Annotated in this window: 15 protein-coding genes, 1 tRNA gene and 1 pseudogene; 9 read left to right on the top strand and 8 right to left on the bottom strand. The window is 50.0% G+C overall.

Annotated elements, in window-relative coordinates; genetic code table 11:
* Positions 1–19: 19 nt before the first annotated feature.
* Positions 20–622, top strand: a complete 603-nt coding sequence (locus tag HV346_RS19785; RefSeq protein ID WP_181620868.1) for an XRE family transcriptional regulator — start codon at positions 20–22, stop codon at positions 620–622.
* Positions 623–653: 31 nt separating this feature from the next.
* Here HV346_RS19785 and ygjG read toward each other — a convergent pair whose 3' ends face one another.
* Positions 654–2033: a putrescine aminotransferase gene (gene ygjG, locus HV346_RS19780; protein WP_181620867.1), complete on the bottom strand. Its 1380-nt coding sequence runs from the start codon at positions 2031–2033 to the stop codon at positions 654–656.
* Positions 2034–2468: 435 nt separating this feature from the next.
* Here ygjG and HV346_RS19775 point away from each other — a divergent pair, with 435 nt between their 5' ends.
* Both HV346_RS19775 and HV346_RS19770 read left to right on the top strand, forming a co-directional pair.
* Positions 2469–3989, top strand: coding sequence for a PAS domain-containing methyl-accepting chemotaxis protein (locus HV346_RS19775; protein WP_181620866.1), 1521 nt, complete (start codon positions 2469–2471; stop codon positions 3987–3989).
* A gap of 338 nt (positions 3990–4327) precedes the next feature.
* Positions 4328–5887 carry a methyl-accepting chemotaxis protein gene (locus tag HV346_RS19770; protein ID WP_181620865.1) on the top strand — a complete coding sequence of 520 codons (1560 nt, stop codon included), beginning with the start codon at positions 4328–4330 and terminating at the stop codon, positions 5885–5887.
* On the opposite strand, the gene HV346_RS19765 is transcribed toward HV346_RS19770, so the two are convergent.
* Entirely contained in the window at positions 5884–6378 is a 495-nt protein-coding gene (locus HV346_RS19765; RefSeq protein WP_181620864.1) for a PadR family transcriptional regulator, read from the bottom strand. The two genes, HV346_RS19770 and HV346_RS19765, sit on opposite strands and share 4 nt — an antisense overlap.
* Positions 6379–6602: 224 nt before the next feature.
* On the opposite strand from HV346_RS19765, the gene HV346_RS19760 reads away from it, so the two are divergent.
* Positions 6603–7367: a siderophore-interacting protein gene (locus HV346_RS19760; protein WP_181620863.1), complete on the top strand. Its 765-nt coding sequence runs from the start codon at positions 6603–6605 to the stop codon at positions 7365–7367.
* On the opposite strand, the gene HV346_RS19755 is transcribed toward HV346_RS19760, so the two are convergent.
* Complete coding sequence (locus tag HV346_RS19755; protein WP_181620862.1) at positions 7368–8537, bottom strand: DNA repair protein; 1170 nt, start codon at positions 8535–8537, stop codon at positions 7368–7370.
* 423 nt (positions 8538–8960) lie between these two features.
* Here HV346_RS19755 and HV346_RS19750 point away from each other — a divergent pair, with 423 nt between their 5' ends.
* From HV346_RS19750 to HV346_RS19740, 3 genes are all read left to right on the top strand, one after another.
* A complete protein-coding gene (locus tag HV346_RS19750) occupies positions 8961–9524 on the top strand; it encodes a hypothetical protein (RefSeq protein WP_181620861.1) in 564 nt (187 codons plus the stop codon).
* Positions 9525–9564: 40 nt separating this feature from the next.
* Positions 9565–10488, top strand: coding sequence for a GGDEF domain-containing protein (locus tag HV346_RS19745; protein WP_181620860.1), 924 nt, complete (start codon positions 9565–9567; stop codon positions 10486–10488).
* A gap of 273 nt (positions 10489–10761) precedes the next feature.
* Positions 10762–11109 carry a hypothetical protein gene (locus HV346_RS19740; RefSeq protein WP_181620859.1) on the top strand — a complete coding sequence of 116 codons (348 nt, stop codon included), beginning with the start codon at positions 10762–10764 and terminating at the stop codon, positions 11107–11109.
* A gap of 106 nt (positions 11110–11215) precedes the next feature.
* Here HV346_RS19740 and HV346_RS19735 read toward each other — a convergent pair whose 3' ends face one another.
* From HV346_RS19735 to tssD, 3 genes and pseudogenes are all read right to left on the bottom strand, one after another.
* Entirely contained in the window at positions 11216–11464 is a 249-nt protein-coding gene (locus tag HV346_RS19735; RefSeq protein WP_181620858.1) for a hypothetical protein, read from the bottom strand.
* A complete protein-coding gene (locus tag HV346_RS19730) occupies positions 11464–11943 on the bottom strand; it encodes a DUF2778 domain-containing protein (protein WP_181620857.1) in 480 nt (159 codons plus the stop codon). Before HV346_RS19730 ends, HV346_RS19735 begins: the two co-directional genes overlap by 1 nt.
* Positions 11940–12387, bottom strand: a pseudogene (gene tssD, locus HV346_RS19725) (type VI secretion system tube protein TssD). The gene HV346_RS19730 and the pseudogene tssD overlap by 4 nt, the downstream one beginning before the upstream one ends.
* A 237-nt stretch (positions 12388–12624) precedes the next feature.
* Here tssD and HV346_RS19720 point away from each other — a divergent pair.
* Positions 12625–13074 (top strand): hypothetical protein, encoded by a 450-nt coding sequence (locus HV346_RS19720; RefSeq protein ID WP_181620856.1) that lies wholly within the window; start codon positions 12625–12627, stop codon positions 13072–13074.
* Positions 13075–13173: 99 nt separating this feature from the next.
* Here the strand turns inward: HV346_RS19720 and HV346_RS19715 are convergent.
* Positions 13174–13249, bottom strand: a tRNA-Ile gene (locus tag HV346_RS19715).
* A gap of 125 nt (positions 13250–13374) precedes the next feature.
* On the opposite strand from HV346_RS19715, the gene mug reads away from it, so the two are divergent.
* Positions 13375–13881 carry a G/U mismatch-specific DNA glycosylase gene (mug, locus tag HV346_RS19710; RefSeq protein ID WP_181620855.1) on the top strand — a complete coding sequence of 169 codons (507 nt, stop codon included), beginning with the start codon at positions 13375–13377 and terminating at the stop codon, positions 13879–13881.
* A 30-nt stretch (positions 13882–13911) separates the two neighbouring features.
* Here mug and HV346_RS19705 read toward each other — a convergent pair whose 3' ends face one another.
* Positions 13912–15909, bottom strand: coding sequence for a TonB-dependent receptor (locus tag HV346_RS19705; protein WP_181620854.1), 1998 nt, complete (start codon positions 15907–15909; stop codon positions 13912–13914).
* Between the last annotated feature and the right edge of the window lie 6 nt (positions 15910–15915).

Raw genomic sequence — 15915 nt, 5'->3', positions numbered from 1 at the left:
TATACCATGGTAGTGACCAATGACTGATAAAGTCAATATAATGACCGATTCGGGTGCAGATATTGCCCAGGTAAGCCTGGCGGTCGCCAGCCGTATCCGCAACTGGCGCAAAACAAAAAAGATGTCTCTGGATGAGCTTTCGCGTCGTGCGGGCGTCAGTAAAGGGATGCTGGTGGAGATTGAGAAAGGCGCGGCGAACCCCAGTATTGCCATTCTGTGTAAGCTGGCGGCGGCGCTAGGTGTTTCTGTTGCGGAGATCGTCAATGTTGCGAGCGAACCCTTCGTTCATGTGATTGAAGGTTCGGCGATTCCGGTGTTGTGGCAGGGAGAGCGGGGCGGATGTGCCCGGCTGTTGGCGGGTACAGCAGGCCCGGACATGATTGAGCTCTGGCGCTGGGAGATGTATCCGGGCGAATGCTTTACGTCATCGGGACATCCTGCCGGCACGTTCGAACTTCTGCATGTTGAAGAAGGGGTGTTAACGCTCAACGTGGAGGAGACGGTTACGCGGGTTAACGCCGGATCGTCTGCTGTAGCAAAAACGGAAGCCGCACATCGCTATGCCAATGAGGGCGAAGGTCTCTTAAGGTTTACGATGACGGTGGCGGAATTTCACCGTTAAAATTCCCCCTCCGGGCGGAGGGGGAGTGATATCACGCTTCTTCTACGCTTACCCGCAGGGCGGCCAGCGCTTTACGTGCGGCTTTTAGCACCAGCTCACACTGTTCAATGGTCAGCGTTAGCGGCGGTTCAATGCGAATGGTTTTGGAGTTATTGAGCGTACCGGCAACCAACACTCGCTGGCGGAACATCTCGCTCGCGAAGCTGTAGCCCGTTTCATTGTCGACAAACTCAATCGCCATTAGCATGCCTTTGCCGCGTGCATCCTGGACCAGATCCGGGTATTCACGCCCCAACTGACGGAAACCGTCCAGCAACATGTCACCTTTTTGCTCCGCCTGAGCAGGCAGATTTTGCTCCAGCAGAACATTGATGGTTGCCAGCGCCGCCGCACAGGCCAGCGGGTTTCCACCGAAGGTAGTGGTGTGGAGGAACGGGTTATCGAACAGAACTGAAAACACCTCTTCAGTGGCAACCGTCGCCCCGATAGGCATCACGCCGCCGCCGAGCGCTTTCGCCAGGCACAGAATGTCCGGCTGAACGTTCTCATGCTCGCAGGCAAACATTTTACCTGTACGCCCCATCCCGGTTTGCACTTCGTCGAAAATCAGCAGTGCACCAAACTCGTCACATAACTTACGCACGGCGGGCAAATACCCTGGCGGTGGCAGGATCACGCCACCTTCTCCCTGGATTGGCTCCAGGATCACCGCAGCCACGTCATCACCGGTTTTACGGCATTCGGTGAGCAGGGTGCGCATCGCGTTAATATCGCCAAACGGCACATGGCGGAAGCCAGGCAGAAGTGGCATGAACGGCTTGCGGAAGGTTGATTTAGCCGTTGCTGACAGTGCGCCTAATGACTTGCCGTGGAACGCGCCACTGGTTGCGACGAAGGTGAATTTGCCGCGCGGTGACTGGTACGCTTTGGCGAGTTTTAGTGCCGCTTCGACCGATTCCGTCCCGCTGTTGCTAAAGAAGCTGTATTTCAGTTTGCCGGGCGTTAAAGCCGCCAGCGTTTTTGCCAGCATCGCGCGAAGCGGATCCAGCAGTTCCTGACTATGAAGCGGTTGTTTCGCAAGTTGATTCTGTACGGCGGAAACCACAACTGGATTACGGTGCCCCACGTTGAAAATACCAAAACCACCCAGGCAATCTATAAACTCCTGTCCCTGGGTGTCGACAAGCGTATTCAGACTTCCCGCTTGCCACTCTACGGCTCCGTAATCCCCGCCGGCGGTAACAGATTTGCGATACTCCAAAAACCCAGGATTCACATGCTCTTTAAAGTAGTCGATAACCTCTCGGTTAAGTTGTTTCATCTCCTCATGATCAAGCGTTCGCTTCTCAATGAGATTCAATGCGTGCGCGGTACAGGCAAGAGCCGAGGCGCTGGAAGGTAACCTGTTCAAAATGTGCTCCCGGGGATCGCGTATCACATGATACTGAAGTAAGTATTGCAGGGATTACGCCACTTCCGGTGACTTAACGAAAATCGGGATAAACGCCTGGTTAACATTATGTTGTGCGAAATTTAATCATGCCGACGCCATCGAAACGGGATTAAGCGGCAGACCAAAACGGGTAGGTCATGCGCGCGAAAGCGTCAATTGCACTCGTGTGGTGCAGTCATTGCTTCTTTAGTGGGCGTTAACAGGTCATGCTTCGTGGGTAATTTCTCAACGAAAGTATTTGAAATCAATCAATTATAAAAACGTATAAAAAGTGCGGTTTAACTTAAATTTGCGATCTCAATCAAATTTAACAACTAAAGATAAATTGTTTACCGCCGAAAAAAGATTAATCCACAAAATTAACATTCAAATAACCTGCAAGGGATGCCCATAATGTCCTCTCCATCCTATGTCACCCAGAATGAATATCCTCTGGACGATGACACCACCTTAATGTCCACCACCGATCTTCACAGCTACATCACCCACGCCAACGACACTTTTGTGCAAGTGAGCGGTTACAAGCTAAATGAACTGCTGGGCCAACCGCACAATCTTGTGCGTCATCCGGATATGCCAAAAGCCGCCTTTGCCGACATGTGGTACACGTTGCAGCAAGGCGAGCCCTGGAGCGGGATTGTGAAGAACCGTCGCAAGAATGGTGACCACTATTGGGTGCGAGCCAACGCCGTACCAATGGTGCGTAATGGCCAGGTGACGGGGTACATGTCGATTCGCGCAAAAGCGACGGCCGAAGAGATTGCAGCGGTCGAGCCTTTATATAAGGCATTGAATGAAGGTCGCTGTAACAAACGCGTTCATAAAGGGCTGGTGGTACGTAAGGGCTGGCTCGGGAAGTTGCCCGCGATGCCGCTACGCTGGCGTGTTCGCAGTGTCATGGCAGCGCTTTTCGTGATACTTGCCGCCGCGCTTTACATGACCGAAGGCGGCCTGGTTGCGCTGGGAACCAGTGCACTGGTGATGCTTCTGGGAACCGTATTGTTTGAGCAGCAGATTGTCCGCCCGGTTGAAAATGTGGCGCGTCAGGCGCTAAACGTGGCGACCGGCGAACGCAATACCGTTCAGCATCTGAACCGCAGTGATGAGCTGGGGCTGACTTTACGTGCCGTCGGGCAACTGGGTTTGATGTGCCGCTGGCTGATCCATGATGTCTCAAGCCAGGTTGTCAGCGTGCGTGACGATAGTGACAGGCTGGCGCAAGGCAATGAAGATCTCAATGATCGTACGCGCCAGACGGTTACAAATGTGCAGCAGACTGTCGCCACAATGAACCAGATGGCGGCATCTGTGCAGAGTAACTCTGAAACGGCTGCTGAAGTGGATAAACTTTCGATGGCGGCCAGCAGCGCGGCAACGGAAGGCGGACATGCCATGCAGACCGTCGTAAAAACCATGGATGATATTGCTGACAGTACCCAGCGTATTGGCTCCATTACTTCGCTGATTAATGACATCGCCTTCCAGACCAATATTCTGGCGCTGAATGCCGCGGTAGAAGCGGCACGAGCAGGCGAGCAGGGGAAAGGTTTTGCGGTGGTTGCAGGAGAAGTGCGTCACCTGGCGAGCCGGAGCGCGAATGCAGCCAACGACATCCGCAAGCTTATTGATGCCAGCGCCAGCAAGGTGCAGTCTGGCTCCGATCAGGTTCACGCCGCAGGGCGCACTATGGATGGTATTGTTGAGCAGGTGAAGAATGTGACGCAGCTGATCGCGCAAATCAGCCATTCGACCTCTGAACAGGCTACCGGCCTTGCGGAGCTAACTCGTGCCGTTGCCGAGCTGGACAGCATCACCCAGAAAAACGCGGACCTGGTGGAAGAGAGCGCCCAGATCTCCGCCATGGTTAAGCACCGCGCAGGACGACTCGAAGACGCCGTGACTGTGCTTCATTGAGTCTGTAAAGTTCCAGAAAAGCCGCTTATTTCGTAAGGGATAAGCGGCTTTGCTATTTGGCGGTTTGTAATTATTAATACGATCTAATGTTAATTGGATATTAAATAACTAAAAAAACCGCTTTGGTTATTTATCTGTGCCTAAGTCAGTTTATCCCGATGCTATTTCACAAACCTATACTCTGGTGGATGTATAACGATCAATGTGGTCATATTAATAGTCTGCACCTATCCATTATGATGGTTATGAAATAAAAAAACGATCAAAGTCATAAAGTTAGTGGCTTCGTTACCGATAACGGTGATCGTCTGAGAAATAATCACATCGATGGAGTAAATATGTTCTTACATGACGTAAAGATCGGCACAAAATTATTTCTGGCGTTTGGATTCTTTATTGTATTGATGGTGCTTAGCGCCAGTTTATCGCTGTTAAGCCTGAACAGGGCAAACAACGGGATGCAATCCATCATTACAAATGATTACCCGACAACGGTAAAAGCCAACCAGTTAATTGATCAGTTTCAGGAATTTGTAAGCACTCAACAGCTCATGTTACTGGATGAACAGGGCAAGTACACCGCGCAGTCGCAGCAGCATCTGAAAGAGATCAGTGAACACATCACTGTGATTCTGGGTGACCTGAACAACTCTCTGCGTGATAAAAAATCACAGCAAGTCCTGACGGATATCCGTGGGGTACGCCAGCAGTACCTTGACTCGCGTTATCGCATTTTGCAGGCGGTGCAGAACAACGATCGTGCGAGTGCGCTTCAGGAGATGATGACCAATACCATTAATTTGCAGCAGGCTTACAAGGCGAAAGTGCAGGAGCTGATTACGATTCAAAACAGCGAGATGCAAAATGCCGGTATGCAGGTAGACGGTGATTTCAGAACCAACCGTCTGCTGCTGATTGTGATCACGCTATTCAGCGTGGCGGTAGGCAGCATTATTGGCTGGTACATCGTGCGTTCCATTACGCGTCCGTTGGGCCAGGCGGTGACGTTTGCTGAAGCTATTGCTGAGGGCGATCTCACCGGGATCATCACCTCGCACGGCAAAGATGAAACAGGCCTGCTGTTGCATGCGTTGATGGAGATGAAAACCCGCCTGCTGGAGATTGTGCAGCAGGTGCAGACCGGCTCGGAGAATATCTCGAGCGCTGCAGCACAAATTGTGGCAGGCAACCAGGATCTGGCCGCACGCACGGAAGAGCAGGCTAGCTCCGTGGAACAGACGGCCGCTTCAATGGAGCAGATCACCGCCACGGTGAAAAACACGGCCTCGCATACCGGCGAAGCCACTAACCTGTCAGCGGATGCGGCAGCAGTGGTCAAAAATAACGGCGAAATGATGAAGCAGGTGACCAGTAAAATGCGCCTGATTAACGAGACATCAAACCGGATGTCCGACATTATCGACCTGATCGACGCCATTGCCTTCCAGACCAACATCCTGGCGCTGAACGCCGCGGTGGAAGCGGCACGTGCCGGTGAGCATGGCCGTGGCTTTGCGGTGGTGGCAGGTGAAGTGCGCCAGCTGGCGCAGAAGAGTGCCTCCTCTGCCAGTGAGATCCGTCAACTGATTGAAAGCTCGTCCAGCCAGACGCAGGACGGGATGAACCTTGTTGAGAAAGCCAGCGGCTTGATCAACGGGATGGTCGGTAACGTCGAAGAGATGGACGTGATCCTGCGTGAGATCCGCCAGGCAAGCCATGAACAAACAGAGGGTATTTCGCAGATTAATAGTGCGATTGGCCTGATAGATGCCACTACCCAGCAGAACTCTGCGCTGGTGGAAGAGTCGGTGGCGGCGGCGGCATCGCTGAATGAACAGGCGATGCACCTGAAAGAGCTGGTACGTGTCTTCCGCGTGAGTGACCGCGCGCTGGCTTAATCTAACTGGGAGATCTCAAGCGCTGCGCGGTCAATCACCCCGATGATCTGTTTCAACTGTGCGTCGCTGAGTTCTCCCTGATTGACTCTCAGATCCAATACGGCCTTAAAATTGTCCAAAGCCCGCTTCATCTGCGGGTTTTTACGTAACTGAAAGCCTACGCAGCGGGCTTTAATACGTGCCTGAATGTGTTCCAGATGTTCCTGGTTTTCATCCAGCCAGTGTTGCCCGGCAACGGTGATGGCAATCTTTTTACGCCCATTCTCTTCTTCCGTGATGGTGATAAACGACTGATCCTGCAAAAAATCGAGGGTCGGATAGATCACACCAGGGCTTGGGGTGTAATTCCCCTGCGTCATGGTCTCGATCGCTTTGATCAGCTCGTAGCCGTGGCTGGCGTTGCGGGTCAGGATCTCCAGAATCACCAGCCTTAACTCGCCGTGACCAAAAAAGCGCTGACGGCGTCCGCCGCCTTCGTGTGCGTGTCGCATAGTTCATCCTTATAAATTGATATATCTAATTTATATCTAAATTGATTCTGCTAGCAATAATTACATTGTTATTTTATTTAATTTATTGATTTTTATATATTTATTTTTTATTGCATTTCAATGTAATGACTATATCAAAAAAAACTTGCAATCTTGTTTATTAGCAATCATTATCATTTAAAATTTATTTCGATATATCGTATTCACTTCATGAAGGCATAAAAATGACATCAACCCGTTACCCACAACGTGTCCGTAATGACCTGCGCTTTCGCGAGCTGAATGTACTTCGCGTTGAACGCATCAGTGCGGGTTTCCAGCGTATCGTCCTGGGCGGAGAAGCGCTGGAGGGCTTTAGCTCCCGCGGATTCGACGACCACACCAAAGTCTTTTTCCCGGAACCGGGAGCAACCTTTGTAGCGCCTGTTGTCACCGATGAAGGTATTAACTGGGGAGAGGGCGTGCGCCCGCAGGCGCGTGATTACACGCCACTGTATGACGAAGCTCACCACGAACTGATGCTCGATTTCTTTGTTCATGACGGCGGTATTGCCAGCACCTGGGCAGTACAGGCGAAAGTGGGCGACAAGCTCACCATTGGCGGACCACGTGGCTCGCTGGTTGTGCCGGAAGATTACGCCTGGCAGCTGTATGTGTGTGATGAGTCCGGGATGCCGGCATTGCGTCGTCGTTTAGAGGGCATTGCAACACTGCCGGTTTGCCCGGAAATTCATGCGATCGTGACCGTCGGTGATGAATCTTATAAGGACTATCTGGCGCACCTGAGTGATTTTAATATCACCTGGGTTGTTGGGCACAATGAACAGGCGATTGCCGACAATCTGGCACAACTGACCGTTCCTGCTGAGGATTACTTCATCTGGCTGACCGGAGAAGGGAAGGTGGTGAAAAACCTGAGCCGTCAGTTTGAAAGCGACCCGGTGGATCAGCAATTGGTACGTGCCAGTGCATACTGGCACGCCAAATAGCTACGCCGCTGAATCCAGCTGCGCTTCGCTCACTTGATGTTCGAGCGAGGCGCGTACATCGTGTAACGTCCTCTCTTGCTGGGTGAAATAGGCTTCCATATTGTTCAGCGATGAGACGAGCAACCAGGATTCCTCTTTTTCCAGCTCTGCCAGCTCATTCACGAGCGTGTCGATTTGCTCGCGAACCTGCGCCATTTTTTTGCGAATTCGCTCCAGATCGTTCAGCCTGTCGCTTGCCATCAGCGGCTCAAAGCCCTGCTGTAAACGGGCTACCAGGGAACGAATCGCTTTCACATCTCCGCGCTGCTTCGCCTGGTTTAGCTGTACCATCATGGTGTTGGCTTCTTCTTTCAGATCGTCCGCCACCAAATCCGGGTGGCAGAGCTTACTCGCCTGACGCCAGAGCCGTTTGAGTTCGTTTTGATCTTCTTCGGACAGATCTTTGCCCTTGCGCAGCCTGACTTCGGCATCCTGATGCTGCTCGCGATACTTGTCGTACTCTTCATTGGCATGGTCACGCGCCTGACGTGCCGGTTCTTCTTCGCGTGTTAAACCGCTTTCAAGCTCCAGCGCTTCGGCCAGCAGGTTGGTAATCAGGTTGCTTTGCTGCTGAAGATTTTTGCGCGCGTCCGCGGCCTGCATGGAATCAGCCGGGAGATCGCGCCATCGCTGCGTGAGTGTCGCCAGTAATTCGACGGCCTGCGCCATATATTGCTGGCAGCGGCGATAGTCCTCTTCCCGGCGCCGGGCTTCCGCCTGCTGACGGCGCAGATTCAGCTCTGCCAGCGTTTTGCGCAGGGAGAGGATCTGCTGCATCAGCGGACCCAGGCGGGAGAAGTAGAGGTCATTGAACTCGTCAAGCTGCTGCACTCGGGCATTGCGACGGTCAATGAGATCGCGCAGTCGCTCTTCCAGTGCTTTCAGTTCCAGCTTACTGGCGGCGACCTGCGGGTCACGCCATTGGGTGATTGCACGCTGGCTCTGTAACCAACGGACGATAGCCGCCAGCGCTGCGGTGTAATTCTTCTTCTCAAGCGCCACGACGATTGCCTGTAGCTCATCGTCAAACGCTTCATTTTTTAGCCGTGTCAGCTGGCTCTGAATGATGTCGTCATCTTCCAGTTCAATGGCATTTTTAATGATTTCTAGCCGTTTAATCGGTGTGCTCATGATGCCTTTCGCTTTGGCGCTTAAGTATTTGAGTTAAGGTTAGTTGTTGAGAAAGCTACAGGAAATAATACACATGGATGATGATCGGCGCGATGGGGGATTTCTTTAGTTTTTGTGGTTTGTGAGGGGGAGTGATGATTCGCTTGTGTTCATTCTGGAAGATGACTCGCAGAAGGGCAATTGGGACTTCGAAGAGCAAGCGAAACCTGTGCAGGGCTGTTGCTGATACCGTGTCTCGCATGTGGACATCGAATAAAACAGATAGGACCAATATGTATCATGCGAGGGGACAAGGTGTAAGAAAAGGGTGTAGACATTCGGCGTTTAAAAAAACAACGAACGAATGATTGCGCACCGTAATTAATATTTATCCTAAATTCTTCATGATAGAGTAACCACATACTTTGTGATGAGATGGCCAGCGTGAAATCCTATAACACGAACAAAGCAATCGGCAGCTTAGTTTTTATATTACTCATTCCTTTTGTCATCATGTGTGTTTATACATACCTCTATATTGATTATAGTAGTAAGAAGGAATTTAAAAGCACCATGTCCCGATTTACGACAAACGCATCAAGGGCCAATATTGAAACACCTTTGAATGAAATAAAGTTAATGTTCAGAAGTTTATCGGCTAATATCGATGAAAAGGATATCACAAAGTACTTAAAAGGTGAGCAAACTGATTTGAATACGGTTATACCCGCGATAACAGACTCAACTGTTTTTTTCAGTAATATCATCATTTCAGATTCTAAAGATAATTATAAAATATACCCAAGCGTTGAATTAAAGAGATTTTCTCCTCGTTCAAGACCATGGTATCCTTTAACGGCTACAAAGGATTTTATTAGTTACTCAGAACCGTATTCATCCATTCTTGATGATATAAGTGGAACCTCGAAGTTAAAAAAGAAGTCCATCACGGCGAGCATGAATCTGTTTAACAAACATTCTGATTTTATCGGGATATATAGCCTTTGATTTGGATTTAAAGTCAATAAGCTCAAACATAAATAATAAAATGCCTCCTTATAATGGAAAGTTTTTAATTACTTCGGCTGCGGGGGACGTGGTTCTGAGCGAGAACAAGGTAGAGATTCTAAGAAAAAAGGTTCCTCTTTCTTGGGTTGAGCGGGCTTCTAACGTTGAGGGCGAGTTTTATGATAGCAAAGAGAAGGTTTTTGTTTTCTATAAGACATACATGAATCCCGACTGGTTTGCGTTTACTGTTGTAAATGAAAGTGATTATAACGATATTACAAGCGTTGCCAAACAAACGTTCTGGATTGTGACGTTATCCTGTCTGGTGCTTTACATGATTATAATTTTTCTTGCTAAGCTGTATATGGAGCAAATAATATCAAAGTTGTATATGGGGATAAACGGGATTGATCCCAAAAAAGATAAGATAACAATAAGCTCTATCTATGCTGATATCAGGAGAAATAAAGAGTATCTTGAGCAGGCTGTTTATGATTCTACTGTTGATGGGTTGACGAAAATATTTAACAGAAGGAAGTTTGAGGATGATATTCATCATCTCATTAAAAGTGAGGAAACCTTCTGGTTGGCAATAATAGATATAGATAATTTTAAGGTTATAAATGACACATATGGTCATGATACCGGCGATATTGTTTTACAAACTGTCAGTAAAACAGGATGCCAGGTAGTAGGTAATGAACATAACCTCTACAGGTTCGGTGGGGAGGAACTCTGTGTCATTTATGCTGGTGAAGATTATGATTATTTTTATCAAATAATTGATACATGGTTACAGATGGTGTCTATTCGGAAATGGCGGGAGGCAGATTTGCATGTGACATTCAGCGCAGGCATTGCGAAACATACAAATGATGAATCAGCGGAACAACTTTTGAAAAAAGCGGATGCAAGACTTTATCAGGCTAAAAAGACCGGTAAAAATCGTATTGTCGGTGAATAATTGCTGAGTACTTACAGGAAAAACGAACGAGCCAGGTAACCTGGTTTAGATAAAAACGTTGATGATGCACTGACAGGGCTAGTCTTGAAATACGTTATCGCGGTGATGACTGCGGCACAGAAAGCCACAATGGGATGAATTTACGAGGTCGAATTACGACGTAGAGCGAGCATACAAACGTCAGTTCGTTCACCCCCTCACAAAAACGTCTGGCAGATCTTCGCGTGGAAGACGTTGCACGCTAATCCAGGCAGTAAACATGGAGCTGATGAAATGAAATATCTGATTATCGCGCTGGCACTGATAACCAGTACCGTACAGGCGACAACCTGTCGTACTGACAGTTTCAACACCACGCGCTGTGACAACGGCACAACGTATCGAACGGACTCTTTCGGAACCACCAGGGGGAGCGATGGTAGTACGTACCGCACTGATTCATTTGGTACGACCCGTGATAACAATGGGAACAGCTGGCGCACGGATAGTTTCGGCACGACCCGTGGCAGCAATGGCGACGTTACCCGAACGGACGCTTTTGGAACCAGCCGGACAACACACAGCGACGGCAGCACAACGACGTGCCGCCGCGACTCGTTTGGTACGGTTCGCTGTAACTGAGGGGGGGGAGTGCAACTATCCATTCAATAAAAAGGTTATTGTTGCGAACTACGGAGAGGAAGGGAAGAGTAACCTGGCCAGAATGAAATGACCGGGTTGGTGGTGGTTAGTTGGGCCGTTTTTTCATGGCAAAATATGCAACGAGCCAGACCAGCAAGAATGTTATTACCGCGCTTCCCAGAATGATCACATTGCTGATAATACTATCCCATTCAGCACCGGGAACCGGCCCAGCAATATCGTTGTAAAACGCGAACAACGTTCCTTGGGGCACGAATGCATACATCAGGATCAAAACAACCGCATACACAGCAAATGACGCGGCCCACATCAGGGCTATATGAATAGCTTTCATCAGTAAACCTGCACAGTGCCGTAAGCGGTGAGCATAGACGTGACATGCATTGTTGGCGTTCTCAGCAAAGCCTCGCGTAAAACAGCAAAATGAGACGGACTGGGCAATGTGATGCATCCTTCACTAACGCCTTTATACCCTGCCGGATGTAGCCGGAAATGACCGCGCTCTACTTTATCTATAAACGTCCAGTCATCAATTTTCCCGTCTTCTCGATACAGGGCAAACCAAATTGAACGATCTGAACCAGTGTACTCGCTGGCAGCCCAATCCTGAATCATAGTTCTTAAGCCTCCAGTCGGACGACTGACTATATAATATTTGCCAGGTGGCAACGGGCCAGCATTCGGAACATTCACGGAATCAGGATTATTTCTGTGTTTCCCTTCGTATCCGGAATACGCAGGGAAGAAACCAATACCTGGGCAACTGAGGTTTGATAAGCCGTTTCCATTCAATCTGAATGTACACCGGATCATCTTTCGTTCCATGAGTCAGAGAAGATGATATTGCCATCGCAATGCTTCCAGGTGATTGTGCTTCTCAGTGCTCTCGTTTTTACAGTTATGCATCAGAGGGCAAACAGACACGATTTTGACGCCTTCCAGCAGCATGTTGAAGTATTCCACTTCCTGGCCCGCGTCGTTGATTTTGTACCACTTAAATTCGGCGCTTTTGAGCGTCTGGCCGGTGGCAACAGCTTTGTAGAGATAGGGGCTTGAGTAATCAAACTCCTGTTCAAAATTGATGGCGCTGTGTACGCGCGTCCCGGTGATTTTGCCCGTGTTGTTGTCGGTCGGGAGAAACAGGCCGTGCCCGAATCCTAACACCTCGATGCTACCTTCACGATCTCGCACGTCTACACCACCTTTGATGTCTGCGCCGCCATCGTCTTTGAGCCATAAATAAGCTGGAATAGCCATAAACCTCAATTTCCATTTGAGTTAAGTAAAACCATAATTTTAAGATGGTTATATTGTTCTGTACATAGATTAATTAATGGGATAAATCACTATCATGTGAGAAATTAAAACGTTATAAAACATATTGTTACCTTATTATTTGTGGTTTGAGTTGTTGTTTCTGGTTGAAGAATACGAACCCCGAGCCATCGGACAGATAAAATCGCGATAATTTTTTGCAGGAGGCGAAGTAACGTTATGGCAGGTTTATTCAACAAGTGTGATGCAGGGGCGATGTTCGAGCATCTTAAAAGCAAGTGGGTGAATTTTTATAAGCACCCGACCGAAGAGGGGCTGATCGATACGCTGTTTCCCATGTACCACCTTCGTGAGTGGATTTTTCAGGGCAAGAAAATCGATTATGACGGGAAGCCCTGCGGCAAACTGAGCAGGGAGGAAGCGCTTGATAAAGCACTGCAGGAGCTGCCTGATTACCTGGTGGTTCGGTCGTTGTGCAATCACACTAAACATTACTCGTGTGATCCGAAAAGAAACCGGGAGCATAAGACTGTTGAGATTATCGACTCCCCAGTTGGCCTGATGAAGTGCGGAGATTCACTGAACAGCTCTTATTTTTTGGTCGATGGCCGGGATGTCCGTGACATCTTCATGGCTGTTTACCGGGTCTATTACGGATATTTTGGCTGAACGGTCATTATTTAACCATGCATCACCATATTTCCCGTTTGAAAGTCTCCCCGTAAAAAGCAAAAGGGCCGGAGATTTCTCTCCAGCCCTTGCTGTATCTGGTGGCCCCTGCTGGACTTGAACCAGCGACCAAGCGATTATGAGTCGCCTGCTCTAACCACTGAGCTAAGGGGCCGTGGCGGTGAATTATAGAGTAACTCTACGTCGCAATCCAGCCATTCACACCTGCCTGCTGTTTTTATAAACAACGCATTATCAATCCTTTATACTTCCGCAACGATGTATCGATCGGGAGTAAACATGATCAACGATATTCTGGCCCCTGGCCTGCGGGTGGTGTTCTGCGGTATCAACCCCGGAAAGTCTTCAGCACACACCGGTTTTCACTTCGCTCATCCGGGCAATCGCTTCTGGAAAGTGATCCACCAGGCCGGTTTTACTGACAGGTTGTTAAAGCCGGAAGAGGAGCAGCATCTGCTCGATACGCGCTGCGGGATCACCATGCTGGTCGAACGCCCAACGGTGCAGGCGAGTGAAGTGAATCTGCTTGAACTGCGCAGCGGCGGACAGGAGCTTATTAGAAAGATTGAAGACTACCAGCCAGCGGCACTGGCGATCCTCGGCAAGCAGGCCTACGAGCAGGCATTTAATCAGCGTGGTGCGCAATGGGGCAAGCAGAGCATTACCATCGGCGTCACGCAGGTGTGGGTATTGCCAAATCCGAGTGGCCTGAACAGGGCAACGCTGGATAAGCTGGTCGAATCCTACCGGGAACTGGATGAAGCACTTATCGTGCGGGGGCTGTAACTGCCGGAGCCTGAGGCTCCGGCGTCACTATCAGAACTCGAAGCGTGCGCCCATGTTGTAGCGGCGGCCTTCCAGTATCGAGGACTGGTTGTAGGACGTTTTGTAAATCGGGTTCACGTCGAACAGGTTATAGACACCCGTCATCAGTGTGATGTTTTTATTGAGATGGTAGCGTAGACCTAAATCAACCAGGGCATAAGCCTCTGTGGATGTCGATTTACCCGTGTCCGGCGTATTGCTGCGCCAGCTGGCTTTAGTCCACAACTCCAGGTCATTAAGCGCATTCCACGTCAGTGACAGGTTGGCCATGCTGCTCGGGAATTCGTTCAGCGCCTCGCCCTTGTACTGACCGCTTTTTTGCTCGCTGTGAGTATAGGTGTAGTTTGCGTTAGCCTTCAGCGATGGCGTGACCTGCCAGTCGCCGTTCAGCTCCAGACCGTAGATTTCCGCGTCGCTGACGTTGAAATACTGGGAGACTTCTTCAGCTTCGTACCCGTTGTAGATACATTTCTGCGTGCCCGATGCGGTGCAGATGGTGTAGTCGCTGATCTTGTCTTTAAATTTGGTGAAGAACACGGTGGCATCCAGCTCCAGCGTGTCCTGTTGCCAGTAGACGCCCAACTCGGTGTTGACGCTTTGTTCCGGCTTCAGGTTGTCGTTACCGATCCCAATAAACGAATAAGGATAGGCGCCGTAGACGCTGGTAAAGCCTTCGTTGTTTTCACGCAGGTCGGGCTTCTTATAGCCCGCCGATACCCCGCCTTTCAGCGCCCAGCTTTCATCAATCGTCCAGTTACCGTAGAGTTTTGGCGTGACGTGATAGCCAAAGTAGCTGTCGTGATCCAGACGTGCGGACGTGGTGAGGGTGAAGTCCGGAACCATCATCCATGCGTCTTCGGCAAACAGTGCCCAGCCGTTACGGGTGATCTTGCTGACCGGTGTCACACCCGGAACTTCTTTGTCTTCGATGCCGAAAGTGTCGTCCAGCTCATTACGGGTGAAGTTGATCCCAAGCGTTAACTTATGATCGCCCAACGAAAGGGTGTTCGCGCTGTTGGCCTCGTAGTTACGCTGCTTGATAAACTGCGAGCTCATACCCGGCACGCGGTATTCGGTTTTGGCATTCTCGTAGCTGACGAAGTTTTTCGCTTCCAGCAGACCGTCACCGTACCACGCGTGCTGAGACAGTGATGCGGCATCACGATCAAAGTCCCATTGCCAGGCTTTATCGTTGTGTGATTTTACCTGCTGTCCTTTGACGACATTCACATCCCACAGTTGGGTATCAGTCGGCGACATATTAATGGTCGCGTCCAGGTTGCCCGCCTGGTGCTTAACAAAGCGTTCATCGTTCTGGCTGTCATCATCGCGACGGTCAAGGTAATCTGCCGCCACGCTCATCCCAAGCTTGCCTGGAATGATGGGTCCCATCAGGAAGGCATTCGTCTGGTTGGTGTTGCCGTACTCACTCTTCTCCTGCAAGAAGTAATTATCTTCCAGTACGCCCGTCCAATTATCCAGGTTGTAGGCTTTTTTGGTGATGACGTTGACCACGCCTCCGATGGAGTCAGAGCCATATAGTGAGGACATCGGCCCACGGATCACCTCGATGCGTTCAATAGCGGCAAGCGGCGGCATAAAGGCCGCTTCGGTTCCGATATGGTGTCCGTAAGGGCGAGATTCGCGGGTCCCTTGTTTGATGCCGTTCACCATGTAGGAGGTGTAGGTTGAGTCCATGCCACGCATCTGCACATCACCCGTGGCAAGGCTTCCGTTGCCGTTCCCCACTAATACGCCTGGCATCTCGCGAAGCGCTTCGGTGACGTTCTGGTTAGAACGCGTATTGAGTTCTTTTTCACCCACGACGGAGATGGTGGCAGGTGCTTCGCGGCGTTCCTGTGCGAAACCGGTGGCGGTGACCACAAGCTGATCTTCATTTGCAGGTGTTTTGTCTTCGGCGAAAACAGCTGCCGGAAGGCTGGCAAGGGCGAGCGAAATCGCCAGTGCCGTACGTGTCTGGTTAATCACAAAGCA

It is taken from the genome of Enterobacter sp. RHBSTW-00994 (assembly GCF_013782625.1).
Lineage (GTDB): Bacteria > Pseudomonadota > Gammaproteobacteria > Enterobacterales > Enterobacteriaceae > Enterobacter.
The sequence above is the reverse complement of the archived record's forward strand: the minus strand, read 5'-3'. Positions and strand labels throughout refer to the sequence as shown.